At 71.0% G+C, this 25,794-nt stretch carries 29 protein-coding genes and 1 riboswitch; of the genes, 14 read left to right on the top strand and 15 right to left on the bottom strand.

What is annotated here, in order from left to right; all coding sequences use genetic code 11:
* Positions 1–36 precede the first annotated feature (36 nt).
* Complete coding sequence (gene nagA / locus CRP49_RS15530) at positions 37–1,248, bottom strand: N-acetylglucosamine-6-phosphate deacetylase (RefSeq protein ID WP_257033410.1); 1,212 nt, start codon at positions 1,246–1,248, stop codon at positions 37–39.
* The gene (locus tag CRP49_RS15535) at positions 1,248–2,192 is read right to left on the bottom strand and encodes an ROK family protein (RefSeq protein WP_097257374.1); all 945 of its coding nucleotides are present in this window, start codon (positions 2,190–2,192) and stop codon (positions 1,248–1,250) included. Before CRP49_RS15535 ends, nagA begins: the two co-directional genes overlap by 1 nt.
* A 139-nt stretch (positions 2,193–2,331) precedes the next feature.
* Between CRP49_RS15535 and CRP49_RS15540 the strand changes: the two genes are divergently transcribed.
* Genes CRP49_RS15540 through otsB form a run of 3 tightly spaced genes read left to right on the top strand, consistent with a single transcriptional unit; the run spans position 2,332 to position 4,722 of the window.
* Complete coding sequence (locus CRP49_RS15540) at positions 2,332–3,576, top strand: extracellular solute-binding protein (protein ID WP_097253892.1); 1,245 nt, start codon at positions 2,332–2,334, stop codon at positions 3,574–3,576.
* A gap of 38 nt (positions 3,577–3,614) precedes the next feature.
* A complete protein-coding gene (locus tag CRP49_RS15545; RefSeq protein WP_097253893.1) occupies positions 3,615–3,839 on the top strand; it encodes a DUF3263 domain-containing protein in 225 nt (74 codons plus the stop codon).
* Between the two features lie 49 nt (positions 3,840–3,888).
* Entirely contained in the window at positions 3,889–4,722 is an 834-nt protein-coding gene (otsB, locus tag CRP49_RS15550; RefSeq protein WP_097253894.1) for a trehalose-phosphatase, read from the top strand.
* Positions 4,723–4,730: 8 nt separating this feature from the next.
* Here the strand turns inward: otsB and CRP49_RS15555 are convergent, their stop codons facing one another.
* The gene (locus CRP49_RS15555) at positions 4,731–6,149 is read right to left on the bottom strand and encodes a trehalose-6-phosphate synthase (protein WP_097253895.1); all 1,419 of its coding nucleotides are present in this window, start codon (positions 6,147–6,149) and stop codon (positions 4,731–4,733) included.
* 86 nt (positions 6,150–6,235) lie between these two features.
* Positions 6,236–7,180, bottom strand: a complete 945-nt coding sequence (locus CRP49_RS15560) for a glucosyl-3-phosphoglycerate synthase (protein ID WP_097257375.1) — start codon at positions 7,178–7,180, stop codon at positions 6,236–6,238.
* 158 nt (positions 7,181–7,338) lie between these two features.
* Positions 7,339–7,480, top strand: a riboswitch (SAM riboswitch).
* Positions 7,481–7,497: 17 nt separating this feature from the next.
* On the opposite strand from CRP49_RS15560, the gene thrC reads away from it, so the two are divergent.
* The 4 genes from thrC to groL all read left to right on the top strand — a co-directional run bounded on the left by thrC (position 7,498) and on the right by groL (position 11,650).
* Positions 7,498–8,781, top strand: coding sequence for a threonine synthase (gene thrC / locus CRP49_RS15565; protein WP_097253896.1), 1,284 nt, complete (start codon positions 7,498–7,500; stop codon positions 8,779–8,781).
* Entirely contained in the window at positions 8,778–9,053 is a 276-nt protein-coding gene (locus tag CRP49_RS15570) for a MoaD/ThiS family protein (RefSeq protein ID WP_094217122.1), read from the top strand. Before thrC ends, CRP49_RS15570 begins: the two co-directional genes overlap by 4 nt.
* Positions 9,054–9,496: 443 nt before the next feature.
* Complete coding sequence (locus CRP49_RS15575) at positions 9,497–9,703, top strand: cold-shock protein (RefSeq protein ID WP_019057200.1); 207 nt, start codon at positions 9,497–9,499, stop codon at positions 9,701–9,703.
* A gap of 324 nt (positions 9,704–10,027) precedes the next feature.
* Positions 10,028–11,650, top strand: coding sequence for a chaperonin GroEL (groL, locus tag CRP49_RS15580; RefSeq protein ID WP_097253897.1), 1,623 nt, complete (start codon positions 10,028–10,030; stop codon positions 11,648–11,650).
* 81 nt (positions 11,651–11,731) lie between these two features.
* On the opposite strand, the gene CRP49_RS15585 is transcribed toward groL, so the two are convergent.
* From CRP49_RS15585 to CRP49_RS15600, 4 genes are all read right to left on the bottom strand, one after another.
* A complete protein-coding gene (locus CRP49_RS15585; protein WP_097253898.1) occupies positions 11,732–12,403 on the bottom strand; it encodes a Uma2 family endonuclease in 672 nt (223 codons plus the stop codon).
* Positions 12,404–12,462: 59 nt separating this feature from the next.
* Positions 12,463–13,281 (bottom strand): hypothetical protein, encoded by an 819-nt coding sequence (locus CRP49_RS15590; RefSeq protein WP_097253899.1) that lies wholly within the window; start codon positions 13,279–13,281, stop codon positions 12,463–12,465.
* 278 nt (positions 13,282–13,559) lie between these two features.
* Positions 13,560–13,751, bottom strand: a complete 192-nt coding sequence (locus CRP49_RS15595) for a DUF397 domain-containing protein (protein WP_097253900.1) — start codon at positions 13,749–13,751, stop codon at positions 13,560–13,562.
* The gene (locus CRP49_RS15600) at positions 13,738–14,574 is read right to left on the bottom strand and encodes a helix-turn-helix transcriptional regulator (protein WP_097253901.1); all 837 of its coding nucleotides are present in this window, start codon (positions 14,572–14,574) and stop codon (positions 13,738–13,740) included. The genes CRP49_RS15595 and CRP49_RS15600 overlap by 14 nt, the downstream gene beginning before the upstream one ends.
* A 115-nt stretch (positions 14,575–14,689) precedes the next feature.
* Here CRP49_RS15600 and CRP49_RS15605 point away from each other — a divergent pair, with 115 nt between their 5' ends.
* The 4 genes from CRP49_RS15605 (at position 14,690) to CRP49_RS15620 (ending at position 18,040) form a co-directional block, all read left to right on the top strand.
* Entirely contained in the window at positions 14,690–14,923 is a 234-nt protein-coding gene (locus CRP49_RS15605; RefSeq protein ID WP_097253902.1) for a hypothetical protein, read from the top strand.
* On the top strand, positions 14,920–15,147 hold the full coding sequence (locus CRP49_RS15610) for a hypothetical protein (protein ID WP_097253903.1): 228 nt from the start codon (positions 14,920–14,922) through the stop codon (positions 15,145–15,147). Before CRP49_RS15605 ends, CRP49_RS15610 begins: the two co-directional genes overlap by 4 nt.
* A gap of 142 nt (positions 15,148–15,289) precedes the next feature.
* Positions 15,290–16,417, top strand: coding sequence for an NADH:flavin oxidoreductase (locus CRP49_RS15615; RefSeq protein ID WP_097253904.1), 1,128 nt, complete (start codon positions 15,290–15,292; stop codon positions 16,415–16,417).
* Between the two features lie 69 nt (positions 16,418–16,486).
* Positions 16,487–18,040, top strand: a complete 1,554-nt coding sequence (locus CRP49_RS15620) for a carboxylesterase/lipase family protein (RefSeq protein ID WP_097253905.1) — start codon at positions 16,487–16,489, stop codon at positions 18,038–18,040.
* On the opposite strand, the gene CRP49_RS15625 is transcribed toward CRP49_RS15620, so the two are convergent.
* The 5 genes from CRP49_RS15625 to CRP49_RS15645 all read right to left on the bottom strand — a co-directional run bounded on the left by CRP49_RS15625 (position 18,037) and on the right by CRP49_RS15645 (position 22,462).
* Positions 18,037–18,609, bottom strand: a complete 573-nt coding sequence (locus CRP49_RS15625; RefSeq protein WP_097253906.1) for a hypothetical protein — start codon at positions 18,607–18,609, stop codon at positions 18,037–18,039. The genes CRP49_RS15620 and CRP49_RS15625 overlap by 4 nt on opposite strands.
* A 181-nt stretch (positions 18,610–18,790) precedes the next feature.
* Positions 18,791–19,009 carry a hypothetical protein gene (locus CRP49_RS15630; RefSeq protein WP_097253907.1) on the bottom strand — a complete coding sequence of 73 codons (219 nt, stop codon included), beginning with the start codon at positions 19,007–19,009 and terminating at the stop codon, positions 18,791–18,793.
* Between the two features lie 30 nt (positions 19,010–19,039).
* Positions 19,040–20,560 (bottom strand): PTS transporter subunit EIIC, encoded by a 1,521-nt coding sequence (locus CRP49_RS15635; RefSeq protein ID WP_097257376.1) that lies wholly within the window; start codon positions 20,558–20,560, stop codon positions 19,040–19,042.
* Positions 20,561–20,576: 16 nt separating this feature from the next.
* Positions 20,577–21,506 carry an N-acetylmuramic acid 6-phosphate etherase gene (murQ, locus tag CRP49_RS15640; RefSeq protein WP_097253908.1) on the bottom strand — a complete coding sequence of 310 codons (930 nt, stop codon included), beginning with the start codon at positions 21,504–21,506 and terminating at the stop codon, positions 20,577–20,579.
* 50 nt (positions 21,507–21,556) lie between these two features.
* Positions 21,557–22,462 carry a MurR/RpiR family transcriptional regulator gene (locus CRP49_RS15645; RefSeq protein WP_097253909.1) on the bottom strand — a complete coding sequence of 302 codons (906 nt, stop codon included), beginning with the start codon at positions 22,460–22,462 and terminating at the stop codon, positions 21,557–21,559.
* 55 nt (positions 22,463–22,517) lie between these two features.
* Between CRP49_RS15645 and CRP49_RS15650 the strand changes: the two genes are divergently transcribed.
* The gene (locus CRP49_RS15650) at positions 22,518–22,901 is read left to right on the top strand and encodes a hypothetical protein (RefSeq protein ID WP_097253910.1); all 384 of its coding nucleotides are present in this window, start codon (positions 22,518–22,520) and stop codon (positions 22,899–22,901) included.
* A 7-nt stretch (positions 22,902–22,908) separates the two neighbouring features.
* The gene (locus tag CRP49_RS15655) at positions 22,909–23,190 is read left to right on the top strand and encodes a DUF4031 domain-containing protein (protein WP_097253911.1); all 282 of its coding nucleotides are present in this window, start codon (positions 22,909–22,911) and stop codon (positions 23,188–23,190) included.
* A 45-nt stretch (positions 23,191–23,235) separates the two neighbouring features.
* Here CRP49_RS15655 and CRP49_RS15660 read toward each other — a convergent pair whose 3' ends face one another.
* The gene (locus CRP49_RS15660; protein ID WP_179851631.1) at positions 23,236–24,336 is read right to left on the bottom strand and encodes a GNAT family N-acetyltransferase; all 1,101 of its coding nucleotides are present in this window, start codon (positions 24,334–24,336) and stop codon (positions 23,236–23,238) included.
* Positions 24,337–24,362: 26 nt separating this feature from the next.
* The gene (locus CRP49_RS15665; RefSeq protein ID WP_097253913.1) at positions 24,363–25,007 is read right to left on the bottom strand and encodes a hypothetical protein; all 645 of its coding nucleotides are present in this window, start codon (positions 25,005–25,007) and stop codon (positions 24,363–24,365) included.
* A 50-nt stretch (positions 25,008–25,057) separates the two neighbouring features.
* Here CRP49_RS15665 and CRP49_RS15670 point away from each other — a divergent pair, with 50 nt between their 5' ends.
* On the top strand, positions 25,058–25,729 hold the full coding sequence (locus CRP49_RS15670) for a maleylpyruvate isomerase family mycothiol-dependent enzyme (RefSeq protein WP_179851632.1): 672 nt from the start codon (positions 25,058–25,060) through the stop codon (positions 25,727–25,729).
* The last annotated feature ends 65 nt before the right edge of the window (positions 25,730–25,794 follow it).

The following is a 25,794-nucleotide window of genomic DNA, read 5'->3' on the forward strand; positions in this document are numbered from 1 at the left end:
GAGGATCGGCCGCCGTCCGGCGAAGAGGGGGACGGATCAGGGCAGTTGGGGCGCCACCACCCATTCACCCCGGCGCATCACGCCCTTGAGGTCGAAGTTCTGGTCCAGCAGCACCAGGTCGGCGTCCTTGCCGGGCTCCAGGGAGCCGATGCGGTCGGAGAGGCCCAGGAGGCGGGCCGGGGTGGCGGAAAGCGCCGCTACCGCGTCCTCCACCGGCAGCCTGTCGACCGTCACCGCCCGCTTGAACGCGCGGTCCAGGGTGAGCGTGGACCCCGCGATCGAGCCGCCCTCCACCAGCCGGGCCACACCTTCACTGACCTCGACCTCCAGCGGGCCGAGCATGTAGCGGCCGTCGCCGATGCCGGCCGCGTCCATCGCGTCGGTGATGAACGCGACCCGGGAGGCGCCCGCGTGATGGAACGCCAGCTCCAGCGCGGCGGGGTGGAGATGGGTGCCGTCGTTGATCAGCTCGACCGTGACCCGCTCGTCCTCCAGCAGCGCGGCGATCGGGCCGGGGGAGCGGTGGCCGAGAGTCGGCATGGCGTTGAAGAGGTGGGTGGCGACCGTGGCGCCCGCGTCGATGGCCTCGACCGTCTGCTCGTACGTGGCGTCCGTGTGCCCGATCGCCGCGATCACTCCGTGCTCCGCGAGCAGCCGTACCGAGTCGATGCCGCCCGGCAGCTCGGTGGCGAGCGTGACCATCGTCGCCTTGCCGCGCCCCGCGTCGATCAGCTTGCGCACCTCGGCCGGCTCCGGGTCACGCAGCAGCTCCTCGGAGTGCGCGCCCTTGCGGCACGGCGAGATGAAGGGCCCCTCGAAGTGGATCCCGGCGATGTCGCCCTGCTCGGCCAGCTCGCTCAGCAGCCCCGCCTGCCGCACCAGCAGGTCCATCTCGTCGGTGACGGTGGAGGCGACCAGGGTGGTGGTGCCGTGCAGGCGGTGGGTGTGGATGGCGGTCAGGATGTCCTCGGCCGTACCGGAGAAGGAGGCTCCGCCGCCGCCGTGGTTGTGGATGTCGACGAAGCCGGGTACTAGCCAGTGGCCGGATACGTCGATCACCTCAGCGTTGGCTGGCGCTGTGCTGGCGATGCGCTTGCCGTCTACGGGTACCTGGCCGTTCTTCACCGTGCCGGTGGGAAGCACCACGTTCGCGCCGGTGAGTACCTGCGGGCCGGTGGGGGCTCGTCGCGCAGTTCCCCGCGCCTCTGGCGAAGCCTCCGGAGTTGGGCAGTCCCGCTCAGTGGCCATCAGGTGCTTACCTCCGGAGTCGTAGGAGTGCTGGTCAATAGGTCCCGCGCAAGCAGCCCCGCGCCCAGGCAGCCGGCCGTGTCGCCGAGGGCGGCCGGGACGATGGACGGCAGTTTCTGGAAGGTGACCCGGCGCCGGACGGCGTCCCGCAGTGGTTGGAACAACACATCCCCCGCCTCGGCCAGGCCGCCACCGATGATCAGCGTGCGCGGGTCCAGCAGGGTGAGGGCGGTGACCAGGCCGTCGGCCAGCGCGTCCACCGCCTCCTGCCAGACCCGGACGGCGTTCGGGTCGCCGGACGCGACGGCCTTCGCGCAGTCGGCGGCGTCCGCGTCCGGGTCCCCGCAGGCCGCCGCCCACGCCTCGCTGACGGCGGACGCGGAGGCGTACCGCTCCAGGCAGCCGCGCTGCCCGCAGGGGCAGGGGGTGCCTCCGGGGCGCACGACGACATGGCCGATCTCGCCGGCGAAGCCGTGCGCGCCCGCCTCCACCCGCCCGTCCACGCCGATGGCGCCGGCGATGCCGGTGCCCAGCGGCACGAACAGGAACCGGTCGGCGCCCTTGCCCGCGCCGATCCGGCCCTCGGCGAGCCCGCCGGTGCGCACGTCGTGGCCGAGTGCCACGGGCACGCCGAGCCGGTCGGCGAGCAGGGCGCGCAGCGGTACGTCCCGCCAGCCGAGGTTGGCCGCGTAGACGGCGATGCCGTGCTCCTCGTCGACGATGCCGGGGACCGCGAGGCCGGCCGCGGCGGCCGGTTCGCCGTAGCGCTCGATGCCGTACGCGCGCAGCTCCGAGGCGAAGTCGAGGATGGTCCCGACCACCGCCTCGGGCCCGCGCTCGCGGCCGGTGGCCCGGCGGGCGCGGTGCAGCAGCGCGCCGTCGTCTCCGACGAGGGCCGCCTTCATCCCGGTACCGCCCACGTCCAGGGCGATGACATGTCTCACGGGGGACAGTGTGGCCCGCGGACCCACAAGAGGTCTAGTCCACTCACGTGGTGTAGACCTTATGTGTCCACATATTGAACGGTCAGACAGCAGGGTTGGGGCTTTGACGGTGCGTCGGCGTACGGCAGGAACGATCGCGGTGGTGTCCGCACTGGGCATGACGGCGGTCCTCGGCGGCTGCGGGAGTACGGGCTCCTCCGACGTGACCCTCAGACTGGTCGCGGCCGACTACGGCGACTCGGCCGCCAACAGCTCGAAGAAGTACTGGGACAACCTTGTCAAGGCGTACGAGTCCCAGCACTCCGGCGTGAAGGTCGAGGTCAGCGTCTACTCCTGGAACGACGTCGACCGCAAGGTCAAGGAGATGGTCGACGCCGGAGACGCACCCGACCTGGCCCAGATCGGCGCCTACGCCGACTACGCGGCCGCGGGCAAGCTCTACCAGGCCTCCGACCTGCTCTCCATCCGCACCCAGGCCGACTTCCTCTCCCAGCTCGCCGACGCGGGCGAGTGGAAGCACGTGCAGTACGGCATCCCGTTCGCCGCCTCCACCCGGGTGCTCTTCTACAACAAGACCCTCTTCGCCAAGGCCGGCATCACCCCGCCCACCACCTGGAGCGAGCTGGCCGCCGACGCGAAGGCGCTCAAGGACGAGGGGGTGAAGTACCCCTACGCGCTGCCGCTCGGCCCCGAGGAGGCGCAGGCCGAGACCATGCAGTGGCTGCTGAGCGGCGGCAAGGGCTACACCGACGACATCGGCACCTACACCATCGACTCGGCGGAGAACGTCCAGACCTTCACCTGGCTCAAGGACGAGCTGGTCGGCAAGGGCCTGACCGGTCCGGTCGCCCCCGGCAAGCTCAACCGCGCGGACGCCTTCGCCGCCTTCGCCGACGGCCAGGTCGGCATGCTCAACGGGCATCCCACGCTGATCCAGCAGGCAGCCAAGAAGGGCGTGCAGTTCGGCATGGTCCCGATGCCGGGCCGCAGCGGCAAGGCCAGGGCCGCGATGGGCGTCGCCGACTGGATGATGGGCTTCAAGCAGCACGGGCACGCCGATCAGATAGGCGACTTCCTCGACTTCGTCTACGACCAGAAGAACGTCCTCGCCTTCTCCCGCGAGTACGGACTCCTCCCGGTCACCGGTTCCGCGTCCAACACCATGACCGAGTCGGACTCGGCCCCGGACAAGGCCCTGCACCCCTTCCTCGACCAGCTTCCGACCTCCGAGCTGTATCCCGTCGGCAAGACCTCCTGGGCGGCGGTCAGCGCGGCCGTGAAGAAGCAGATCGGCCAGGCGGTCACCCCCGCCGGCAGCCCCGCCGGCGTCCTGACCGGCCTCCAGGCGACGGCGACCGAGGCCGACAGCGAGGATGTGAACTGAGCCGCCGCCTGTCAGTGCCCGGCGTTACGGTGGCCCCCATGGAACTGGGCACCCGCGAAAAAGCCATCCTCGCGCTGGAGCGCCGGGGCTTCCCCGGCCCCGGCGCGAAGGAACGGGCGATACGCGAGGAACTGGGCCTGGCACCGGTGCGCTACTACCAGCTCCTCAACGCCCTACTGGACGACGAGAGGGCACTGGCGCTGGATCCGGTGACGGTGAACCGGTTGCGGCGCGTACGGGAGGCACGCCGCTCCGAGCGCTGAGGTTTCGCCGCCAGGAGTGACCCCGGCCCGCGCTGGATACTGTCGGTGTATGGACCTTCTGCCGACCCCGGTGACCCAGGCCGGCCGGGATGGACTCGCCGCACTGCTCGCCAAGCCGCACACCGCGGTGATCGGCCTCGACTTCGACGGCACGCTGGCCCCCATCGTCGCCGACCCGGAGCAGGCCCGAGCCCACCCCGACGCGGTCCCCGCACTCACCACCCTCGCCCCCAAGGTGGCCTCGGTGGCCGTGGTCACCGGCAGACCCGCCGAGGTGGCGGTCCGGCACGGCGGCTTCGCCGGCGTCCCCGGCCTGGAGCACCTCGTCGTCCTCGGCCACTACGGCGCCGAGCGCTGGGACGCCGCGACCGGCACGGTCACCGCACCCCCGCCCCACCCCGGCGTGGCCGCGGTCCGCGCCGAGCTGCCGGGTCTCCTGGACCGCGTCGGCGCCGGGCACGGCACCTGGATCGAGGAGAAGGGGCGCGCCGTCGCCGTCCACACCCGCCGCGCCGACAACCCCCAGGCCGCGTTCGAGGCCCTCCGCGACCCCCTCGCCGACCTCGCCACCCGGCACGGCCTGATCGTCGAGCCCGGCCGGCTGGTCCTCGAACTCCGCCCGCCCGGCATGGACAAGGGCGTCGCCCTCCTCGACCACGCCCGCACCACCCGCGCCGAGTGCGTGGTCTACGCCGGCGACGACCTGGGTGACCTCCCCGCCTACGCGGCCATCGACAAACTCCGCTCCGACGGCATCCCCGGCCTCCTGATCTGCAGCGGCAGCGCAGAGGTCACGGAACTGGCGGAGCGGGCGGACATGGTGGTGGACGGCCCGGAGGGAGTCGTAGCGCTACTCCGAGCACTGGCGGTACACATGGCGTGACAACGCCATCACTGCTCAAGCGCACCAAGCTGATCCAGGAACCACTGCGCCGGCGGCAACGCAGTAGCAGCCGCGGCCAACCTCTTCGACCGCTCCGCCCGCTCACCCCCCGCCAGGCTCAGCGCCTCGTGCAACGCCCTCGCCGTCCCCCCGATGTCATACGGGTTCACCACGAGCGCGTCCTCGCCCAGCTCCTCGTACGCCCCCGCCTCCCGCGACAGCACCAGCGCGCACCCCTCGTCGGAGACGACCGGTACCTCCTTGGCGACCAGGTTCATGCCGTCCCGGATCGGGTTGACCAGGGCCACGTCCGCGAGCCGGTACGCGGCCAGGGAGCGGGCGAAGTCGTCCTTGACGTGCAGCACGACCGGCGTCCAACCCTCGGTCCCGAACACGGAGTTGATCGTCTCCGCCACCCGCTGCACCTCGGCCGTGTACTCGCGGTAGATGGCGAGATCCTGCCGGGACGGGTACGCGAACGCCAGATGCACCACCCGTTCGCGCCACTCGGGGTGGTCCTCCAGCAGCTGCCGGTACGCCAGCAGGCCGCGCACGATGTTCTTGGACAGCTCGGTGCGGTCCACCCGGACGATCGTCCGGCGCCCCTCGCCGATCTCCTCCCGCAGCGCGGCCATCCGTTCGTCCACGTCCGGCCGGTGCGCCCGCTCGCGCAGGAAGTCGGCGTCGGCCCCCAGTCCGTGCACCCCGATCCGGGTCCCGGACGGGATGCCGGGGCCCAGCACCGCGTGACAGCAGTCGGTGAAGGCGTCCGCCCACCGCTGGGTCAGGAAGGCCGCCCGGTCCGCGCCCAGGATGCCGGTCAGCAGCTCGGCCGCGATGTCGTCGGGCAGCAGGCGGAAGTAGTCCGGCGGGGCCCACGGGGTGTGTGAGAAGTGGCCGATGCGCAGGTCGGGGCGGAGCCGGCGGAGCATCCGGGGGGCGAGCGCCAGGTGGTAGTCCTGGATGAGCACCGCGGCGCCGTCCGCCGCCTCCTCGGCCAGCGCCTCGGCGAAGGCGTGGTTGTACGCCTCGTACGACGCCCACTGCCGCCGGAACTCCGCGTCGAAGATCGGCTCCAGCGGGGTCTGGTACAGCATGTGGTGGACGAACCACAGCACCGAGTTGGCGATGCCGTTGTACGCGTCGGCGAACACGGTCGCGTCGATGTCGAGCATCCGCACCCGCTGCCCGCCGGTCTCCTCGGCCGGCAGCAGCCCGCCGCCCGCGCGCCGTACCGCCTCACGGTCGCCGCCGCCCAGCGCGGCGCACACCCAGACCGCGTTGGTCTCCGGCCCGATGGCCGACAGACCCGAGACCAGCCCGCCGCCGCCCCGCTTGGCGAGCAGCGAGCCGTCCTCGATCACCTCGTACGAAACCGGGCCGCGATTGGACGCGACCAGCACCTCAGCACCGTGGGTGGAAGCCATGGTCCTCAACCTAGCCCGGCCCGGAAACGCTCAAACGTACGGTCTGCCCCGGAAGGGGGCTGTATACAGCCGTTCTCGTGCGCCCCTCACGCCACCCGGCGCGCCGCGTACTCCGCGATCTCCGCCATCGGCGGCCGCTCCTCGGTGTCCACCGAGTAGGTGCGCGGCTCGAATCCGTCCTCACCCCGCTCGAACTGGGTCAACGACGGCCGGATCAGATGCCCGCGGGCGAGCCGCAGCTGCGCCGTGCGGTAGATCGCCGCGGCCATCCGGCCGAGAGCCTGTCCGTCCTGGTGGCGGTGCTTGCGCACACCGACGTCGACCTGGGCGAGCGCGTCCAGGCCCACCAGGTGCAGGGCGTCGACCAGCATGCCCAGCTCGACGCCGTAGCCGACGGGGAAGGGGAGCTGTTCGAGCAGTGAGCGGCGGGCCGCGTACTCGCCGCCGAGCGGCTGCACGAAACCGGCCAGCTGCGGCCAGTGCATGTTCAGCAGCGGGCGGGCCATGAGTTCGGTGACCCGGCCGCCCTGTCCCGCAGCGCCGCCGAGCGGGCGGTCGTACATCGCCTTGACCAGGTCGACGCCCGGCTCGGTGAGCAGCGGGCCGACTATGCCGGAGACGAAGTCGGAGGAGAACTCCTTCAGGTCGGCGTCGATGAAGCAGACGATGTCCCCGCTGGTCACCAGCAGGGAGCGCCACAGCACCTCGCCCTTGCCGGGGACGGCCGGGATGCGCGGCAGGATGTCGTCGCGGTGGACGACCCGCGCGCCGGCCCTGGCGGCGATCTCGGAGGTACGGTCGGTGGACCCGGAGTCGACGACGACGATCTCGTCGACGAGCGGGGCCTGCTGCATGAGGTCGTGACGGATGATCGCGACGATGTCGCCGACCGTCTCCTCCTCGTTCAGCGCGGGCAGGACGACGGAGACGGACTGACCGGTGCGCTGCTTGGCGGCGAGTATCCGGTGGAGCGGACGATCGGTCACGGACCAGGAGCGGGTGGCCAGCCAGCGGTCGACTTCTTCCAGCACGGTCTGCGGCTCCTCACTGTCGTGATCACAGGGGGTGACCGTGTGATCCATCTCGCGGTTCGGACGACTATCTCAACTGTCCTGGCCTTCGGTTACAGTCTTGAACAACGCCGGTGACCATCGCATGTCCGGGTCAACGAGCGTTGACAACCACATACAGCTCATCCAGAGGGGCAGAGGGAAACGGCCCGATGAAGCCCCGGCAACCCTCCAGTCGGTTCTCGTTCTCCAGCGAGGCTCCCGGCTAGGGAAGGTGCCAAATCCGTCTCACGGCGAGATGCGTCGTGAGGAAGATGAGGAGAAAGGGCCTCGCCTCCATGGCTGTGCAGACAGTTGCAAGCACCAGCAATCCCACCGTAGACCTCGGCCCCGCCGCAGCGCTGAGCTGTCGCGAGTGCGGTCACCAGGTGCCCCTCGGGCCGGTGTTCGCCTGCGAGGAGTGTTTCGGCCCGCTGGAGATCGCCTACGACTTCTCCGCCTACGACACCGAAGAGCTGCGCAAGCGGATCGAGGCCGGCCCCGCGAACATCTGGCGGTACGCGCCGCTGCTGCCCGTCCCCGCCGACGTGGCCGACAAGCCCAACATCAACCCCGGCTGGACCAAGCTCGTCAAGGCCGACAACCTGGCCCGCGAGCTGGGCGTCACCGGCGGGCTGTACGTGAAGGACGACTCCGGCAACCCGACGCACTCCTTCAAGGACCGCGTCGTCGCCCAGGCCCTGGAGGCCGCCCGCGCCTTCGGTTTCACCACCCTCTCCTGCTCCTCCACCGGCAACCTCGCCGGTGCCGTCGGCGCCGCCGCCGCCCGCGCCGGCTTCCGCTCCTGTGTGTTCATCCCGCACGACCTGGAGCAGGGCAAGGTCGTCATGGCCGCGGTCTACGGCGGCGAGCTGGTCGGCATCGAGGGCAACTACGACGACGTGAACCGGTTCTGCTCCGAGCTGATCGGTGACCCGGCCGGCGAGGGCTGGGGCTTCGTCAACGTCAACCTGCGGCCGTACTACGCGGAGGGCTCCAAGACCCTGGCGTACGAGATCTGCGAGCAGCTCGGCTGGCGGCTCCCGGACCAGATCGTGGTCCCGATCGCCTCCGGCTCCCAGCTCACGAAGATCGACAAGGGCCTGCAGGAGCTGATCAAGCTCGGGCTCGTCGAGGACAAGCCGTACAAGATCTTCGGTGCCCAGGCCGAGGGCTGCTCGCCGGTGTCCACCGCCTTCAAGGCCGGCCACGACGTGGTCCGCCCGCAGAAGCCGAACACCATCGCCAAGTCGCTGGCGATCGGCAACCCGGCCGACGGCCCGTACGTCCTGGACATCGCCCGTCGCACCGGTGGTGCGGTGGAGGACGTGACCGACGAGCAGGTCGTCGACGCGATCAAGCTGCTGGCCCGCACCGAGGGCATCTTCGCGGAGACCGCCGGTGGCGTGACGGTCGGCGTGACGAAGAAGCTGATCGAGAGCGGTGTGCTGGACCCGTCGCTCACCACGGTCGTTCTCAACACGGGTGACGGCCTGAAGACCCTCGACGCGGTGGCCGGTACGGGGCTCACCGCCACCATCCGCCCGACCCTGGACTCCTTCCGAGAGGCTGGCCTCGCATGAGCGTGACCGTTCGCATCCCCACCATCCTGCGCACCTACACCGGGGGCCAGGCCGAGGTCGCCGCTGAGGGGGCGACCCTCGCCGAGGTCATCGGGGACCTGGAGAAGAACCACACGGGCATCGCGGCCCGCGTTCTCGACGACCAGGGCAAGCTGCGCCGTTTCGTCAACGTGTACGTCAATGACGACGACGTCCGCTTCGAGCAGGGTCTGGAGACCGCGACCCCGGACGGTGCCGGTGTCTCCATCATTCCGGCCGTCGCCGGCGGCTGACCGAATGACACATCATTACCGTCGGTAACCCCGGTTACCGATTGTTCATCGAATGGCCTCCTCCGTGAGAGAAGCGGAGGGGGCCATTCTGTGTGATTGAGCGCGGTACAGTTGGGGAACGCGTTCCGGACCTGCGGGTCGCAAGCCCCGGAATCATGCACTACGCCCCGGCGAGAAACAGCCAAAGTGCGCGGGTTATATGCCGCTTTTGTGGCTTTTATAGGGCCCGACTTGCCCTGAATTCGGACGAATTCTCGGCAGATTCCGGACCGGTCTCGTCCAGAATTCTCGTCCGATTGACCTGTTGCAGACGGCAGTTGGACAGATACATTCAGCCGCGGTCGACGCGTTCCGGCGCACGCCCCCGACCAATGGGGGGTGAGGTCTGACCCGGGTCCGCGAAGTGTGGATCTGTGCAAGGGCCAGTAATAGGGGAGTTAGGCATGGCTCAGGGCACCGTCAAGTGGTTCAACGCGGAGAAGGGGTACGGCTTCATCGCGGTCGACGGTGGTGCGGATGTTTTCGTCCACTACAGCGCGATCCAGATGGACGGTTACCGCACCCTGGAAGAGGGACAGCGGGTCGACTTCGAGATCTCGCAGGGTCAGAAGGGCCCGCAGGCGGACATGGTCCGTCTGGCGACCAGCTGAAGCACGCGTCGACTGACAGCGACGTTCTTCTGTTCATCTTCGAAGGGCCCGTACCTCCTGGGGTACGGGCCCTTCGTCGTGCCCGCCGCCCCCTGTTCGCGCGCGGCTGAGGCCCCCTCCGGCATGCCCGAGGCGCTTGCACTCGGGGGTGCCGAGTGCTAATCATTGGCGTTAGCACTCTGAAGGTGAGAGTGACAAAGAAGGACCGGGTCGGTGAGGCCCGCAGGCCAGGTGGGGCAAGGAACCACAGGCCGGCGAGCCGTCCGTCGCGGGCGCGGGCGCGGTCCGAAGGAATCACCCCCAGTCCTGGAGGGACCACTTCACATGGCCAAGATCATCGCGTTCGACGAGGAGGCGCGGCGCGGCCTCGAGCGCGGCATGAACCAGCTCGCGGACGCCGTGAAGGTGACGCTCGGCCCCAAGGGCCGCAACGTCGTCCTCGAGAAGAAGTGGGGCGCCCCCACGATCACCAACGACGGTGTCTCCATCGCCAAGGAGATCGAGCTCGAGGACCCGTTCGAGAAGATCGGCGCCGAGCTGGTCAAGGAAGTCGCCAAGAAGACGGACGACGTAGCCGGTGACGGCACGACGACCGCGACCGTCCTGGCCCAGGCCCTGGTCAAGGAAGGCCTCCGCAACGTCGCCGCGGGCGCCAACCCGATGGCTCTGAAGCGCGGTATCGAGAAGGCCGTCGAGGCCGTCTCCGCCGCCCTCCTGGAGCAGGCGAAGGACGTCGAGACCAAGGAGCAGATCGCCTCCACCGCGTCCATCTCCGCCGCCGACACCCAGATCGGCGAGCTGATCGCCGAGGCCATGGACAAGGTCGGCAAGGAAGGCGTCATCACCGTCGAGGAGAGCAACACCTTCGGTCTGGAGCTCGAGCTCACCGAGGGCATGCGCTTCGACAAGGGCTACATCTCCGCCTACTTCGCGACCGACATGGAGCGCATGGAGGCGTCGCTCGAGGACCCGTACATCCTCATCGCCAACTCCAAGATCGGCTCCGTCAAGGACCTGCTCCCGCTCCTCGAGAAGGTCATGCAGTCGGGCAAGCCGCTGCTGATCATCGCCGAGGACGTCGAGGGCGAGGCCCTGTCGACCCTGGTCGTCAACAAGATCCGCGGCACCTTCAAGTCCGTCGCCGTCAAGGCCCCGGGCTTCGGTGACCGCCGCAAGGCCATGCTCGGCGACATCGCCATCCTCACGGGCGGCGAGGTCATCTCCGAGGAGGTCGGCCTCAAGCTGGAGAACGCGACCCTGGACCTCCTGGGCCGCGCCCGCAAGGTCGTCATCACCAAGGACGAGACCACCATCGTCGACGGCGCCGGCTCCTCGGAGCAGGTGGGCGGCCGGGTGAACCAGATCCGCGCCGAGATCGAGAACAGCGACTCGGACTACGACCGCGAGAAGCTGCAGGAGCGCCTGGCGAAGCTCGCCGGCGGTGTCGCGGTCATCAAGGCCGGTGCCGCCACCGAGGTGGAGCTGAAGGAGCGCAAGCACCGCATCGAGGACGCCGTCCGCAACGCGAAGGCCGCCGTCGAGGAGGGCATCGTCGCCGGTGGTGGCGTGGCCCTGCTGCAGGCCTCCAACGTCTTCGAGAAGCTGGACCTCGAGGGTGACGAGGCGACCGGCGCCAACGCCGTGAAGCTCGCGCTGGAGGCCCCGCTGAAGCAGATCGCCGTCAACGGTGGTCTCGAGGGCGGCGTCGTCGTGGAGAAGGTGCGCAACCTGGCCGTCGGCCACGGCCTGAACGCCGCCACGGGTGAGTACGTCGACATGATCGCCGAGGGCATCATCGACCCGGCGAAGGTGACCCGCTCTGCCCTGCAGAACGCCGCCTCCATCGCCGCGCTGTTCCTCACCACCGAGGCCGTCATCGCCGACAAGCCGGAGAAGGCCGCCGCGGCCGCTCCGGGCGGCATGCCGGGCGGTGACATGGACTTCTGATCGACCTCTGGTTGATCGCCTGTCCTTCGGACCGAGGGCGGTACGTCCAGCTTCTGGCTGGGGGTGCCGCCCTTGGGCGTTTCAGTAGGCGTACTTCTTCAGAGGCTCGGTGTCGAGGGTGATGCTCACCGGGGGCGGGAGCTCGATGATTGCTCCCCAGGGGTAGGAGGGGGACTGACGGTAGCGGCCGTCTTTGGGCTCGCTGTACACGACGACTGTGCAGTTGTCACGGTCGACGAGGAGGTAGACAGGAATGTCGGCCTCGGCGTAGCCGATGGGCTTGTCGATGCGGTCGCGCTGGTTGGTGTCACGGTCGCGGGAGGTGATCTCCAGGGCCATCAGGATGCCGTCGGCCTCGGACCATTCGCCGTCCTCGACGAAGTGATCCACGGGTGCGAGTGCTGCATCGGTGCGGGCGCGTCCCTTGCGGTACGCCTCGGCCTTGACCCCGGACTCGGGCGCGAGATCAAGGTCGGGACGGTGGAGCAGAAACTGGCGCACCAGCCACACGTAAATCGACCGGTGCTTGCCGTCCGGCATCGCCTTGACCTCTAGTTTCCCGTTGATGTACTCAAGCCGGACGGTCTCCGGCGCCCGGCGCTCCAGTTCCTCGAAGTCCTCGACGCTGAGCGGGTCCTTGGTGCGGACTCGCCCGTCGGCGAATTCGAGGCGCACGTTCTCCGGGGCCACGCTGGCAAGTTCCTCGAAGTCCTCGATGGGCATCTGCGGGCGTTCGGCGGTGCTGGGGGTCATGGCGTCGCCTCCTCCCCTCCATCGTGCCCCGGCGTTGTGTCGTCGGACCGTAGGAGCGGTCATACGGGTGTCCTCTCTCGTCGCTTCAGGGACATCGCAGCCCGGATCTCGCCCACGCGGGCTTGGACTGCGGGGGCGGGCAGGGGCGTACGAGGGTGCGCGGGAGCGCGTTCGCCCCGGCAGGCGCTGCATACGCCTCCCGGTAGCGCTTCCGGCCGCCCCGGCACCCCGCACTCCGCGCACTCCAGGACTCGGCGGGGTGGGCGGGGAGCCGGTGGTTCCGGCGGGAGTTTGTCGGTCAACCGGCGGCGGAGCAGGGCCGCCGGGCTGTGCACGGGCGTCGGCAGCCCCGCGGTCAGCGCGGCCAGGAGCATCTCCTCGGTGGCCCCGCGCGCGAACCACTCCTCCACCAGCGGGGCGAGCGCCGCGCAGTCGGCGGCTGACAGGGACAGCACCGGGGCCGTACGACCCAGGGCGGCGAGGAGGATGTGGGCGCGGGAGCGGGTGGGGCCGGGCCGTTCGGGTGAGTCCTCCGGTACGTCACCGCGCGTGAAGGCCGCCCACCAGGCGTCGTCACGCGCGGTACGGGTCCACCACGATCGGGTGATCCAGCGCGAGCCGCCCGAGTCGGTCTCCAGCCGTTCCCGGCCTCGCCTCAAGTGCCCTGCCGCCTGGATGCGGTTGAGCGCCGTACGGAGCGCGCACTGGCCGTACGGGAGTGTCTTGGCCAGTGTCTTCACCGAGATGTCGGCGCCGTCGGGGAGGCGGTCGAGGTACGCGGCGATGGCGGCTTCGCGGGGCGGGAGGTGGGAGAAGTCGTGGTTGGTGCAGGGGAGTTGGTCTGGTGCGGAGCGTTTGCCGTAGCCCGGATTGGCCATCGGGTGCGGGGACGCGTGCGCGGGCAGGGGGGCAGCACTAAGCTTGGCTTCAGCCACGGGATCGGGTCCTTGCCGGTCTCGTAGGTCAAACCCCCGCAGGTGTTGCAGCACCTGGCGGGGGTTGTTCGTTATGCGGGCACGCTAGAGGCTCGTGACTGTCCGTCGCAAGTCGGTCGCGCCAAGTCAACTCGCGGGGTGGGAGGGTGGGTTGAGCCCTCCGCCCATTCCATGCAAAGACGGCTCGGAGCTTGGCGCTTGAGCCCCGGGGCCGATGTGGATCAGCTGTGCTTGATGTTTTCCACGAACACCGACCACGCCTCGGCCCGGAACGCGAGCTTCGGGCCGAGGGGGGTCTTGGAGTCGCGGACGGGGATGAGGGTGGGGTGGCCGTCGGCGACTTCGAGGCAGTTGTCGCCGCCGGTGCTGTACGTCGACTTGCGCCAGCTCAGGTCGTAGTCAGGGATCCTCATGGGTGTAATCCTCCGCCAACGCCTCGATGAGGGCCAGGGACTTCTCCCGCGAGAACGCGGAGGCCACGAGGAGGTCGTACACGAACCTCAGTTGGGCGACCTTGGCCGGGTCGTCCTCCAGGTGCCGGTTGCGCACTCCCTCGAAGTAGACCATCGGAGCGGCGTCCGCGAACTCCATCAGCTTCAGAGCGCCTTGCATCGCCGCGTGTGCACCTGCACTGAACGGCAGCACCTGCACGATGACTCGGTTCCGGCGGGCCAAGTCGACGATGTGGCTCAGGGCCTCCGCCATCACCGCCCGGCCACCGGCCTCCCGGCGCAACGACGCTTCGTCAAGCACCGCCCACAACAACGGCTTTGTTGGATGGTCGAGTAGACGGATCCGTTCCATCCGGCCTTCCGTCCACTCCTCGATGGTCTCCTCTGGCGCCATTGGGTCGTGCGCGCGGTTCACGGCCTGTGCGTACGCGCGCGTCTGTAGCAGCCCGGGGATCAAGAGCGGCGTGTACTCCCTGATCGCAGTGGCCTGAGCTTCCGCCTCCGCCACCACCTCGAAGTGCTCCTCAAACTTCGACTTGGCCGCCGCCCTGCAATTCCGCGTGAAGAAGCCGTCCGTCTCCAGCACTTCGTCCAGCATCCGCGCGAACTCCGGCTGCATCCGCCGAGTCCCCGCCTCCAGCTGCCCGATGAACGACCCGCTCACGAACAGTCTCTGGCCCAACTGTTCCTGACTCAGCCCCTTCCGCTCGCGCGCATGCCGTAACTCGGCACCCAGCAACGCGCGCGGCGACGATGACGGATCGAGGTCCTTCGGTCCTGCCATGGCAACTCCCGATCTGACAGCAGAGTTTGTTGGGACGCCGTATCTGGCCAGGTTAGGGGGGCGGCGGCCACGCTGTGTGGTGAAAGCGAACACTCAGCGTGGAGGGATTGGCGCAATGGAGACGGTGAATTCGACGACGGGTGAGCGGCCCGCCCGGACCACCGAGGAGGCCGTGGAGCGGCTGCGTGCCGCCCTGCACGAGGTGGGGATCGTCCTGCCGTCGCTGCGGATCGACCCAGTAACGGGCTCGGACGGGCAGCCGTACGCCTTGGTCGACCTCGGCCGCTGCAACCTGGGTGTGGCCTCGCGGCTGGCGGCGGCGTTGCGGCGGTCGGGTGGGGATGCGTGACCGGAGAGATCGGGACGTACGCCGTCGACGTACGGAGCGGGCGGATCGGCGAGGTCATGGCGCGCGTAGGAGGTTATGTGCAGCTCCGGCCCGTCGGCGGCGGGCGGGAGTGGGACTGTCCACCCGGGGAGCTGGGAGAGGTGGCGCCGGACGAGGTGTTGCGGGAACGGGTGCGGCGGCTGAACCGGGATGCCCGTTCGCGCGCAGCGGTCGAGCTGCCCTGATGTTCAGGCGTGGCCGGGATCACAGGGCGGTCAGCCCCGGATTCGGAATGTGCCGCACCGCATAGAGGGTTCTTTTAGGGGGTGCAACAATGCGTGTGCACATACCAGCCGGTCCACCGATCCATTCCCGAGGAGCCCCCACGTGACCGACACGACGCCTCCCGCCTCCCGCGCGGCCCAGATCCTCTCCCGCCCGATCAGCCTCAACGGGCTCACGGTTCCCAACCGGATCGTGATGGCGCCGATGACCCGGATGTTCTCCCCGGGCGGCATCCCGGGCGAGGACGTGCTGTCGTACTACGCGCGCCGTGCTGCCGCCGGTGTCGGGCTCATCGTCACCGAGGGGACGTATGTCGGGCACGAGTCGGCGGGGCAGAGCGACCGTGTGCCCCGGTTCCACGGGGAGGAGCAGCTGGCCGGCTGGGCGAAGGTCGCCGAGGCGGTGCACGCGGCGGGCGGCGCGATCGTGCCGCAGCTGTGGCACATCGGCATGGTCCGGAAGCAGGGCGACGCTCCCTACCCGGACGCTCCCGCTGTCGGGCCGTCCGGGCTGGTCACCGAGGGTGCCGAGCCGACCGGCAAGGTCATGACCCAGCAGGACCTGGACGACGTCGTCGCCGCGTACGCCGAGGCGGCGGCCGATGCCGAGCGCATCGGCTTCGACGGCGTGGAGATCCACGGTGCCCACGGTTACCTCCTCGACCAGTTCCTGTGGGCCGGCACCAACCGCCGTACCGACGCCTACGGCGGCGACCTGGTGGCCCGTACCAAGTTCTCGGCGGAGATCGTCGCGGCGGTCCGCGAGGCCGTCTCCCCCGACTTCCCGGTCCTCTTCCGCTACTCGCAGTGGAAGCAGCAGGACTACGGCGCCCGCCTCGCCGAGACCCCCGAGGAGCTGGAGGCGATCCTCACCCCGCTGGCCGCCGCCGGCGTCGACGCCTTCCACGCCTCCACCCGCCGCTACTGGCTGCCCGAGTTCGACGGCTCCGACCTGAACCTCGCTGGCTGGACGAAGAAGCTCACCGGGAAGCCGGTCATCACCGTCGGCTCGGTCGGCCTCGACGGCGACTTCATCAACGCCTTCCAGGGCGAGGGCTCCCCGGTGAAGGGCATCGACAACCTCCTGGACCGCCTGGAGGCCGACGAGTTCGACATGGTGGCCGTCGGCCGCGCGCTGCTTCAGGACCCGGAGTGGGCGGCGAAGGTGCTCGCGGACCGCTTCGACGAGCTGAAGCCCTACGACGCGGCCGCCCTGCAGACGCTGAGCTGAAGTGGCCGAGCCGGCCGGGCACTTGTGATCGTTCCCGTCCGTTCCCCTGATGACCAGTGAGGAGCGAGCATGACGACGAGCGAGTCCGGGGCCCGGGCGGCGGAGACCGCCGGACCCGTGGTGCGCACCGCCTCCGGAGCGGTGCGCGGCCGCCACGAGGACGGTCTGGCGGTCTTCCGTGGCATCCCCTTCGCCGAACCCCCGGTCGGCGAGGCCAGGTTCCAGGCCCCGCGCCCGGCCCGGCCCTGGGACGGCACCCGGGAGGCGTACGCCTTCGGGCCCCCTCCTCCCCAGGAGGCGGGCCTCCTGGGCCGTACGGGCGAGGCGACCGGCCCCACGGGCGACGACTGGCTGACGGTGAACGTGTGGACGCCCGACGCGGACCCGTCCGCCGCCCGCCCGGTCATGGTGTGGATCTACGGCGGCGCCTACAAGGCGGGCCACTCCGGCCAGCCCGGCTACGACGCACAGCGCATCGCCCGGGACGGCGACGTCGTCGTGGTCACCTTCAACTACCGAGTGGGCATAGAGGGTTTCACCCTCCTGGAGGGCGCGCCGGCCAACCGGGGCCTGCTGGACCAGGTCGCGGCCCTGGAGTGGGTGCAGGAGAACATCGGGGCGTTCGGCGGCGACCCCGGCGAGGTCACCGTCTTCGGCGAGTCGGCCGGAGCGGGCTCGGTGGCCTCGCTGCTGGCGATGCCGAGGGCCCGCGGCCTGTTCCGGCGGGCGGTGGCACAGAGCGTGCCGGGCACGTACTTCTCCGCCGAGCTGGCCCGCGACATGGCCGGGGCGCTCGCGGCGGAGGCGGGCAGACGGCCCACGGCGGCGGATCTGGCTGCGGTGGACCCCCGCCGGCTGCCGGACGCGGGGCAGGCGTTGAGCGCCAAGATGCTCCAGTACACGGACCGGTGGGGCCAGGCGGCCCCGACGGTCACGCCCTTCTCCCCGGTCGTGGACGGCGACGTCCTGCCCACCACCCCCTGGCAGGCCCTCGCGGCGGGCGCGGCCAGGGACGTGGACCTGCTGACCGGCCACAACCGTGACGAGTACCGCCTGTTCCTGGTCCTGGGCGCCATGCTCGGCAAGATCACGGAGGACCGGACGACGGCGGCCCTGCGCCTGCTGGCCCCGGGCGGCGAGGCGGGCGAGCGGGCCTACCGGGCGGCCTTCCCGGACGCGGACGCGTCCGAGCTGTACGAACGGGTCCAGACGGACTGGCTGTTCGCGATACCGACCCTGCACCTCGCCCAGGCCCAGCTGGCGGGCGGCGGCCGGGCCCACGTCTACGAACTGACCTGGGAGGCGCCCGGCAACGGCGGCGCCCTGGGCGCCTGCCACGCCCTGGACATCGCCCTGCTGTTCGGCACGTTCCGCGCCGACCTCGGAAATCTCCTGTTCGCCAGGGGTGACATACCCGCCGAGGCGGAGGAGCTGTCCGCCCGCTTCCGCCGCGCGTGGACGTCGTTCGCCCGCACGGGAGACCCGGGCTGGCCGGCGTACGACACCGAGGCCCGCCTGGTGCAGGTCCTGGACGCGGAGCCGAAGGTCACGGCCTACCCGGAGGAGCGCAGCAGGCTGCTGTGGGAGAGGTACGACTTCCCGCCCCTGCCCCTTCTCGGCTAGAGGTTGCCCAAGGGCTCGATGTCGACCTGTACCGGCGTCCCCCAGATCCGGAGCACCTCGTAGTCGGTGAACTCGTGCACGAGCCGGTACGCCATGGCGGGCCGGGATCCGCGTCGCTGGGCGGTCAGATACGCCTCGGCCTCGTGCCGGTCCCGCCGGGGCGTCCCGCACAGCTCCCACTCGCGCCCGTTCCACGCCTCCGGCAGCCATCGCTGCTGGGGCTGGGGGCGGTCGGCGCGGACGCCGTAACGGGAGGGGGCCTTGGCAGCGGGCTCGGCCGGCTGTGGCCTGCCGCTCTGGTATTCCGACCGCCGGGCGGCCCGGCGCCGGGTCTCGCAGAGCAGGCACAGATCGGGGGCGCTCTCGTCGACGGGCCCGTGCGGATGCTCGGGGCAGCGGGTGGTGGGCGCGCCGGTGCCGACGGTCTCGTCCAGCAGGTCGAGGGCCCGCCGCAGATCGGCCTTGACCTCGTGCAGCCGGGCGTCCGGGGTGTCGGGGTTGAGCGCTTCCCCGTGCTCCCCGAGCAGCCGCAGGGCCCGGCCTAGGGCGGTGAGCTGGGCGTGGTTCATGGTGTCGACGGTAGCGCGGTTGCCTCCGGCCGGTGGGTGGGCACCCGGCCTTCGGCCGGGTCCGTGTTCCCACCCGCACCACCCGTGCAGCTTTCGTGGTCGGGTCGGCTCTTCTGGCGCTACATCCTTGTCTGGCGTGCCCCCCAGCCGCTGAATCCAGCGGGTGCCGGTGGCGAGGCCGTCAGCCCTTGTTGCGGATGAGGCTTCCCTTGCCGCAGGTGGGGGCGGCGTCGGCCAGCGGCAGTGGTGAGACGGCCTTGGCCGCCGGGCCGACGACGAGGTCACCGGCGCACAGGGCGGTGCCGGTGGCGGTCCAGTGGTCGTCGGCCTGGGCGGCGGGGGCCGTGAGGGCGGCGGCGGAGGCGGTCAGGGCGGCGGTGGCCAGGAGCTTTTTCATCATGCCGGGGAAACGAACGGTCCCGACGGTCCGTCACGCCGATGCGGCCACACGGGAGCCGGAGTCGGAGCGGGAGCGGGCACGGGAGCGCGGGCGGCGGGGGAAGCCGAAGAGGTACGTCGCCGCGAAACCCACCGCGTACCCGGTGAGCAGGCCGCCCCCGTAGACGGCCGCCGCCACCCCCGCGCCCCTGTTCCCCGCCAGCAGCGGGAACAGGGCCCAGCCCGACGGGCCGATGGCCGTCGCCCCGACCTGGTCCCCGAGCATCGCGAAGAACCCGACGAAGGCCCCGCCGGCCGCCCCGCCCACGCACGCCGTCACGAACGGGCGGCCCAGGGGGAGCGAGACGCCGTAGATCAGCGGCTCGCCCACGCCCAGCAGGCCCGCCGGGAGCGCCGACCTGATCGTCGTACGCAGTGAGGTGTCGTGGCGCAGCCGGACGTAGACCGCCAGCGCCGCGCCCACCTGGCCCGCGCCCGCCATGGCCAGCAGCGGGAGCAGGACGGTGTAGCCCTGCTGCTCGATGAGGGTGGTGTGGATGGGGATCAGGGCCTGGTGCAGGCCCAGCATGACGAGGGGGAGGAACAGGCCGCCGAGGACCAGTCCGGCCACGGCTCCGGTGGTGGCCAGCAGCCAGTTCGCCGCCGTGCCGATCGCCGAGGCGACCACGCCGGCCGCGTACATCAGGCCGTACAGCGTGACCAGGCCGGAGACGAGGACGGTCACGGTCGGGGTCAGGAGCACGTCCAGCGCGCCCGGCACCCGGCCCCGGCACCACTTCTCCACTCGGGTCGCCAGCAGCGCCGCCGCGAGCGCACCCAGCACCCCGCCCTGGCCGGGGGCCAGGTGCACCCCGAACACGGTCACCTTGGCCACGCCCGGATAGACGACCACGGCCGCGACCGCCCCGCCCAGCACGGGCGTGCCGCCGAACTCCTGCGCCGTGTTGTACCCGACGAACACCGCGATCAGCGCCATGAAGGCGGACGCGACGGCAGCCAGGGCGGGGGTCAGGCCGGGCAGCCAACCGGCGTTGACCAGCAGCCCGTTGATCCCGGCGAGGATGCCGCAGCCGATCAGGGCGGGGATGAGCGGTACGAAGACGGCGGCGATGCGGCGGAGGGCGGTCTTGAAGGGGGTGGCGTTGCGCTGCCTGAGCTGCTCCTTCAACGGGGCGCCGGCACCGACCGGTTGATCGGCGACCCGCGCGCCCGCGCCGCCGCCCGGTTCCTCGGCGACCCGCTCCGGTACCTCCTCCGGGACCTCCCGGACCTGCTCCCGTACCGCCTCCGGGACCTCCCGGACCCGCTCCCGCACCGCCTCCGTGACCTCCCCGACCACCCCCGGCCCCAGCACGACCTGCACCGACGACCCCCCGTCCGCGACCACCCCCAGCACCCCGGGCAGCCCCCGCAGCCCCTCCTCGTCCACCGCCGTCGGATCGGCGACGGCCAGCCGGAGCCGGGTCATGCAGTGGGCGACGGACGTGACGTTCGCGGGGCCGCCGACCCGGGCGAGGACGGCGGCTGCGGTGGAAGTGGGGTCGTTGCGCACGCCCCGAGCGTGCGGGTCAGGTGCCCGCGTCCGCCAGCGCGGCACGCAGATGACCGCCGGACTCCTCCAGAAGGCGGGCGGCCGTCGGGCCGTCGACGCCGGCGAGGATGGCCAGGATCGCGTTCTTCACCTCGCCGCCCGACTCGGTGAGCGCCTTCTCGATCTCCCCGTCGCTCGCTCCCGTGGCCAGGGAGACGATCCGCCGCGACCGGGCCCGGAGCTTGTCGTTGGAGGCGCGGACGTCGACCATCAGGTTCCCGTAGGTCTTGCCCAGACGGATCATCGTGATCGTCGACAGCATGTTGAGCACCAGTTTCTGTGCCGTCCCGGCCTTCAACCGGGTCGAGCCGGTGATCAGCTCGGGCCCGACGACGACCTCGATGCCGTGCTCGGCGGCGGCCGCGAGCGCACTGTGCTCGTTGCAGGCCAGTCCGACGGTCAGGGCGCCGAGCGCACGGGCGTGCTCGACGGCGCCGATGGCGTACGGGGTGCGGCCGGAGGCGGAGATGCCGACGACGGTGTCGTCCGCGCCGACCTTCAGCGCGTCCAGGTCCGCGCGGGCCAGCTCTTCGGAGTCCTCGGCCCCCTCGATCGAGGTGACCATGGCCTCGGGCCCGCCCGCGATCAGCCCGACGACCTGAGTGGGGTCGGTGTTGAAGGTGGGCGGGCACTCGGAGGCGTCGAGGACACCGAGCCGGCCCGCGGTACCGGCACCGGCGTACACCAGCCGTCCGCCGCGTGCCATGCGCTCGGCGATGGCATCGATGGCGGCGGCGATCTGCGGCAGCCGCGCGCCGACGGCGGCGGCCACACCCGCGTCCTCACCGTTCATGAGGCGGGCGATGTCGAGGGTGGGCAACTGGTCGATCTCGGAGAGTTCCGGCCGGAAGGCTTCGGTGGTCAGGGAGGCGAGTTCGGCTTGGAGCCGACGGGGGGTGGAGGTCATGGGGGGCGGCTCTTCTCCAGTTCAGGGCTGGTCAGTTCCCTAGGTACGTTCTATCGAGGCGAACTCCGGTGCCGATGGGCCAACGCCTCGTAAGACGCGGCCAACGCAGGAGCCGCGCTCTCGTAGGTCCGCTGGGCGACTCCCACGAACAGACAGTCCACCACCAGCAGCTGACTGGTCCGAGAGGACATCGCGGCGGGCCGCAACTCGGTCTCCCGGGACGTGGAGGTGGTCAGCACATGGTCGGCGTACTGCGTCACCGGAGAGTCCGGCCGTCCGGTGATGGCCACCGTCGTCGCCCCGTGCTCGAACGCCACCCGCAACGGCTCGATGACGTCCCCTGTCGACCCGGAGTGCGTGATGGCGATCGCCACGTCCCCCGCCCGAAGCTGCACGGCGTTGGTCACCGCGAGATGCGGATCGCTGTGCGCGTGGGCTATGAGCCCTATCCGCAGCAGCTTCTGCGTGAGGTCCTGGGCGACCAGACCGGACGCCCCTATGCCGTACACATCGGTGCGGCGGGCGCCGGCGAGCGCGGTGACGGCCGCGCCCAGCTGGGCGGTGTCGAGTCCGGCGGCGGTGTCGGCGAGGGTCTGCTGCTCCTCGTAGGCGAGCTTGGTCACGACGTCGGCGATGGGGTCGTCCACCGCTATGTCCGTCGTGATGGCGGGCGCGCGCCCGGACTGCTGCTGTGCGGCCAGCCCGGCGAGGGCGAGGCGCAGATCGCGGTAGCCGGGGTAGCCGAGCAGCCGGGCGGTGCGTACGACCGTCGCCTCGCTGGTGCCGGTCAGTTCGGCGAGGCCGGTGACCGTGAGGGCGGCGCAGCCGGCCGGGTCGCCCGCGACCGCCTCGGCGACGCGCTGCATGGACCGGGTCATGGAAGGGGCGAGGGTGCGCACCTTGGCGGCGAGCGAGCCGCCCGGACTGCCGAAAATTTCCTTCACTTCCTGGGTCACCAATGAAAGATATTTTCGTTTCGGTCTCGCGGTCAAGAGTGCGCACAATGGGACCATGGAGTCCCTAACCCCGCTTGAGCAGGCGCTGCACGCCGCCCGCGCGCTGGTGCTCGCCGATCTGGTCGCGGGCGACGTCGCCGAGGCCGACGTCGTCTCCCTGGTCGAGGACTCCGTCGCGCAGCGCCGCTGGTGGGTCGAGCAGTGGCCGGACGGCGTCGACTACGTGGCCGGGCTGGTCGCGCAGGACGTCCAGGACGCGCTGCTGGAGCGGTACGGCCGCTGGCCGCTGTGCCCGGTGTGCGGCTCGGGCGACCCGCACGCGCTGGACGTCGAGCCGGAACTGGGGCCCGACCCGCACTGGGTGTGCCACAAGGCGGGCGTGAAGGTCGCCGCGGTGGGCGCGCTGGGGCGGGCCACCGGCGGGATGCAGTCCTCGTGAGGCTCCCGTGACGGTGTACATCGACCCGCCGTCCTGGCCCGGCCACGGGCGCATGTGGTCGCACCTGGTGAGCGACGTCTCGTACGACGAACTGCACCGGTTCGCCGATGAGTTGGGCGTACCCCGGCGGGCCTTCGAGCGCGACCACTACGACATCCCGTCGCACCGGTACGCGGACGCGGTGGCCGCCGGGGCGGTGGAGATCGGCTCCAAGGAACTGGTCCGCAGGCTCACCGAGGCGGGCCTGCGGCGTCCGAAGGGGCGGCCGGCTCCTTCGGTGCGGGACTGAACCAGGTCCCGGCTGCCGGCTCGGCCCCGGCGGATGTCTTCTGGCTCAGCCCCGGCGGATGTAGAGCTGGAGCCCGCTCTCCATGCCGTGTTCGTCCTGCGCCGTCCGCTCCTCCTCCACGGTCGCCCGGGTGAACCCCGCCCGGGACACCACCCGCTGCGAGGGAAGGTTGTCCCCCTCGATCGTCGCGAAGACCGTGTCGACGTCGTCGCGGGTCAGTGCCCACTCCGTCAGCGTGCGCAGGGCCTCGGCCGCGTAACCGTGGCCGCGTGCGCCCTCGACGAGGTCGTAGCCGACCTCGACCCGACCCTCCTCGTCCGGGACGCCGTGGAAGCCGATGCCGCCGATGGCGCGGCCGTCCTCGTGGCGTACGAGGGCGAAGACGCCGAACTCGGGCCGGTGCACGCCCGCTTCGTACGCCTTCACCAGGTAGCTGGCGGCCTCCCGCGTGCCCTCGTACGGACCGTTCTCGATCCACTCGAAGCCGCCGTCGCCGCCGATGCGGAGGTCGCGGGCGGCGGCCGGGCGGACGCCGACCAGGGTGAAGCGCTCGGCGGGGATGACGAGGTTGTTCCGCCAGCGCCACTCGGTGACCTGGGCGCGGCCGGGCAGCTCGCCGCGGCCGGTCGCCCACAGCAGGGTCGGCCAGGGCGCGGGACCGGGCTGGACGTGCGGGAAGAGCCAGGTCAGGACGGACTCGGCGAGGTCCTCGGACGGCTCGTAGGCGATGCCGAGGCCCCGGGCGATGTCGTGGGTGTGCAGCAGCACCTCGGCGACGCCCATCGCGGCGAAGCCCTCGCGGTCGGCGCTGCCGAAGGGGTAGGGGTGGACGGCACGCACCTCGCGCGGGGTGGTGCGGACGGTCGCGGCGAGCAGGCCGCCGGTCGACCGGATCACCTCCAGCACAGCGGTGCCGTCGGCGTCCTCGTCGAAGGTGAGGTCACAGCGGAGCCAGTCCTGGGCGCCGGTGACCAGGCGGCTCGCGTACCCGAACAGGGCTTGCGCGACGTGCTCGGCCGTCTCCTGGCAACTCCACTCCATCCGCCAGGCCTTGACGCCCTTCCAGTCCCGGTCCACCGCGGTGCCCAGTGTCGTCGCGCTGCCCTCGACGGCCGCGATCACGTCATCCCCGTTTATCGGTCGCATGGGCGAACCCTAGGGTGCCGGTTCCCTCAGGTCGACAGCATTTCCAGCTCGGCCGCGAGGTTGTAGCGGGCGGTGGGCTCCCAGTGCTTCTGCCCGTACGGGGTGTGGAACAGGCGGGGCAGGTCGAGGAGTTGGCGAAGGATCGCCGAACGGCCCTCGCGGAAGGCGTCGTTGGGGACGAAGTGGTACTCCTCGCGGACCTCGGCGGTGTAGGCGGCGTACGCCGACGGGGGTGCGGCCAGGATCGCGAGGTCCGCGTCGCACAGGACCTGGCCGTCGCGGTCGTCGTCGGCGGGGTCGTGGGTGACGGTGAGGCGGACGAGGCGGGCTACCTCGGCGGTCTTCGCCTCCGGCACCCCCGCCTCGCGCAGGGCGCGCTCGGCGAGGTGCGCGGACCGCTCCTCGTTCTCCGACCGGTCGGGGAGGTAGACCGCGTCGTGGAACCAGGCGGCCAGGCGTACGACGTCCGGGTCGGCCGCGCACTCCTCCAGCACGTCGACGTGGTCGAGGACCGCGGTGAGGTGGGCCAGCGTGTGGTAGTGGCGCTGCGGCTCCTGCCAGCGGGTGAGGAGGTTGTCGGCGTACGGGGCGGGGTCGGGGCCGCCGCCGGGGGCGCGGGCTCCTTCCAGGGCGCGGGTGAAGCGGAGGCGCAGGGCGTCGAGATCGTCCATGTGCTCATTCTTCCGTGACGTGCGCGGGGCAGGCCCCTAGCTTGGGGCCCATGACTGACATACGCGAGGTACCACGTGACCCCGAACTCCCCGGTCGGCTGCTGGCGGTCGAGCGGGACGCGCTGATACCGCTGCTGCGTTCGCGCACGGACGCGGACTTCGCGCTGCCGACCGCCGCGTGTCCGGGGTGGACCGTACGGGACGTGCTCGCGCACTGTTCCGCCGCGTTGATGCGGGTGGTGGAGAGCCGGTACGAGAAGGGGGTGTTCTCGCCCGAGTCCAACGACCGGGACATCGCCGAACGTGCCGGGTGGACGAACGCGCGGGTCGTGGACGAGCTGGAGCGCGGGATGACCGAGGCGGGGCCGGTGATCGCCAAGGCGGGCGGGGTGCTGGACATGATCGCCTTGGGGGAGTGGGTGCACGCGGGTGACGTGCGCGAGGTCTTCGGCGCGCCGGGGGCGTACGCGGGGGCCGGGCTGCCGGACGCGCTGACCCTGCTGGTCCGCGTCACCCGGGAGAAGAAGCACGTGCCGCTCCACGCCGACCTCGACGACGTGGACGAGCCGCTGCGGCTGGGGGACGCGGCGGCGGGGGGTCCGCCCGCCCGGTACATCGGCGACGCCGCCACCCTCGTACGCCTGTACTCGGGGCGGCCGCTGGACGGGGCCGCGTACGAGCTGGCGGGCGCGGCGGCGGGGGAACTGAACATCTTCGGGTAAGGGGTGGCCCGGGCGGGTACGGAACCGGCGTAGTCTTGAATTGGACTAGACCTGTAGCCGCCGAT

Source organism: Streptomyces sp. Ag109_G2-15, assembly GCF_900215565.1.
Lineage (GTDB): Bacteria > Actinomycetota > Actinomycetes > Streptomycetales > Streptomycetaceae > Streptomyces > Streptomyces diastatochromogenes.

Excerpts from the sequence above, each read along its gene's own strand:
- CRP49_RS15575 (WP_019057200.1), top strand. The coding sequence starts at position 9,497 with ATGGCTCAGGGCACCGTCAAGTGGTTCAACGCGGAGAAGGGGTACGGC.
- CRP49_RS15665 (WP_097253913.1), bottom strand. The coding sequence starts at position 25,007 with ATGGACGATCTCGACGCCCTGCGCCTCCGCTTCACCCGCGCCCTGGAA.
- CRP49_RS15620 (WP_097253905.1), top strand. The coding sequence starts at position 16,487 with ATGACGACGAGCGAGTCCGGGGCCCGGGCGGCGGAGACCGCCGGACCC.
- CRP49_RS15590 (WP_097253899.1), bottom strand. The coding sequence starts at position 13,281 with ATGGCCAATCCGGGCTACGGCAAACGCTCCGCACCAGACCAACTCCCC.
- CRP49_RS15670 (WP_179851632.1), top strand. The coding sequence starts at position 25,058 with ATGACTGACATACGCGAGGTACCACGTGACCCCGAACTCCCCGGTCGG.
- CRP49_RS15630 (WP_097253907.1), bottom strand. The coding sequence starts at position 19,009 with ATGATGAAAAAGCTCCTGGCCACCGCCGCCCTGACCGCCTCCGCCGCC.
- otsB (WP_097253894.1), top strand. The coding sequence starts at position 3,889 with ATGGACCTTCTGCCGACCCCGGTGACCCAGGCCGGCCGGGATGGACTC.
- CRP49_RS15650 (WP_097253910.1), top strand. The coding sequence starts at position 22,518 with ATGGAGTCCCTAACCCCGCTTGAGCAGGCGCTGCACGCCGCCCGCGCG.
- CRP49_RS15570 (WP_094217122.1), top strand. The coding sequence starts at position 8,778 with ATGAGCGTGACCGTTCGCATCCCCACCATCCTGCGCACCTACACCGGG.
- nagA (WP_257033410.1), bottom strand. The coding sequence starts at position 1,248 with ATGGCCACTGAGCGGGACTGCCCAACTCCGGAGGCTTCGCCAGAGGCG.
- CRP49_RS15585 (WP_097253898.1), bottom strand. The coding sequence starts at position 12,403 with ATGACCCCCAGCACCGCCGAACGCCCGCAGATGCCCATCGAGGACTTC.
- murQ (WP_097253908.1), bottom strand. The coding sequence starts at position 21,506 with ATGACCTCCACCCCCCGTCGGCTCCAAGCCGAACTCGCCTCCCTGACC.
- CRP49_RS15605 (WP_097253902.1), top strand. The coding sequence starts at position 14,690 with ATGGAGACGGTGAATTCGACGACGGGTGAGCGGCCCGCCCGGACCACC.
- groL (WP_097253897.1), top strand. The coding sequence starts at position 10,028 with ATGGCCAAGATCATCGCGTTCGACGAGGAGGCGCGGCGCGGCCTCGAG.
- CRP49_RS15545 (WP_097253893.1), top strand. The coding sequence starts at position 3,615 with ATGGAACTGGGCACCCGCGAAAAAGCCATCCTCGCGCTGGAGCGCCGG.
- CRP49_RS15555 (WP_097253895.1), bottom strand. The coding sequence starts at position 6,149 with ATGGCTTCCACCCACGGTGCTGAGGTGCTGGTCGCGTCCAATCGCGGC.
- CRP49_RS15625 (WP_097253906.1), bottom strand. The coding sequence starts at position 18,609 with ATGAACCACGCCCAGCTCACCGCCCTAGGCCGGGCCCTGCGGCTGCTC.
- CRP49_RS15600 (WP_097253901.1), bottom strand. The coding sequence starts at position 14,574 with ATGGCAGGACCGAAGGACCTCGATCCGTCATCGTCGCCGCGCGCGTTG.
- CRP49_RS15595 (WP_097253900.1), bottom strand. The coding sequence starts at position 13,751 with ATGAGGATCCCTGACTACGACCTGAGCTGGCGCAAGTCGACGTACAGC.
- CRP49_RS15660 (WP_179851631.1), bottom strand. The coding sequence starts at position 24,336 with ATGCGACCGATAAACGGGGATGACGTGATCGCGGCCGTCGAGGGCAGC.
- thrC (WP_097253896.1), top strand. The coding sequence starts at position 7,498 with ATGGCTGTGCAGACAGTTGCAAGCACCAGCAATCCCACCGTAGACCTC.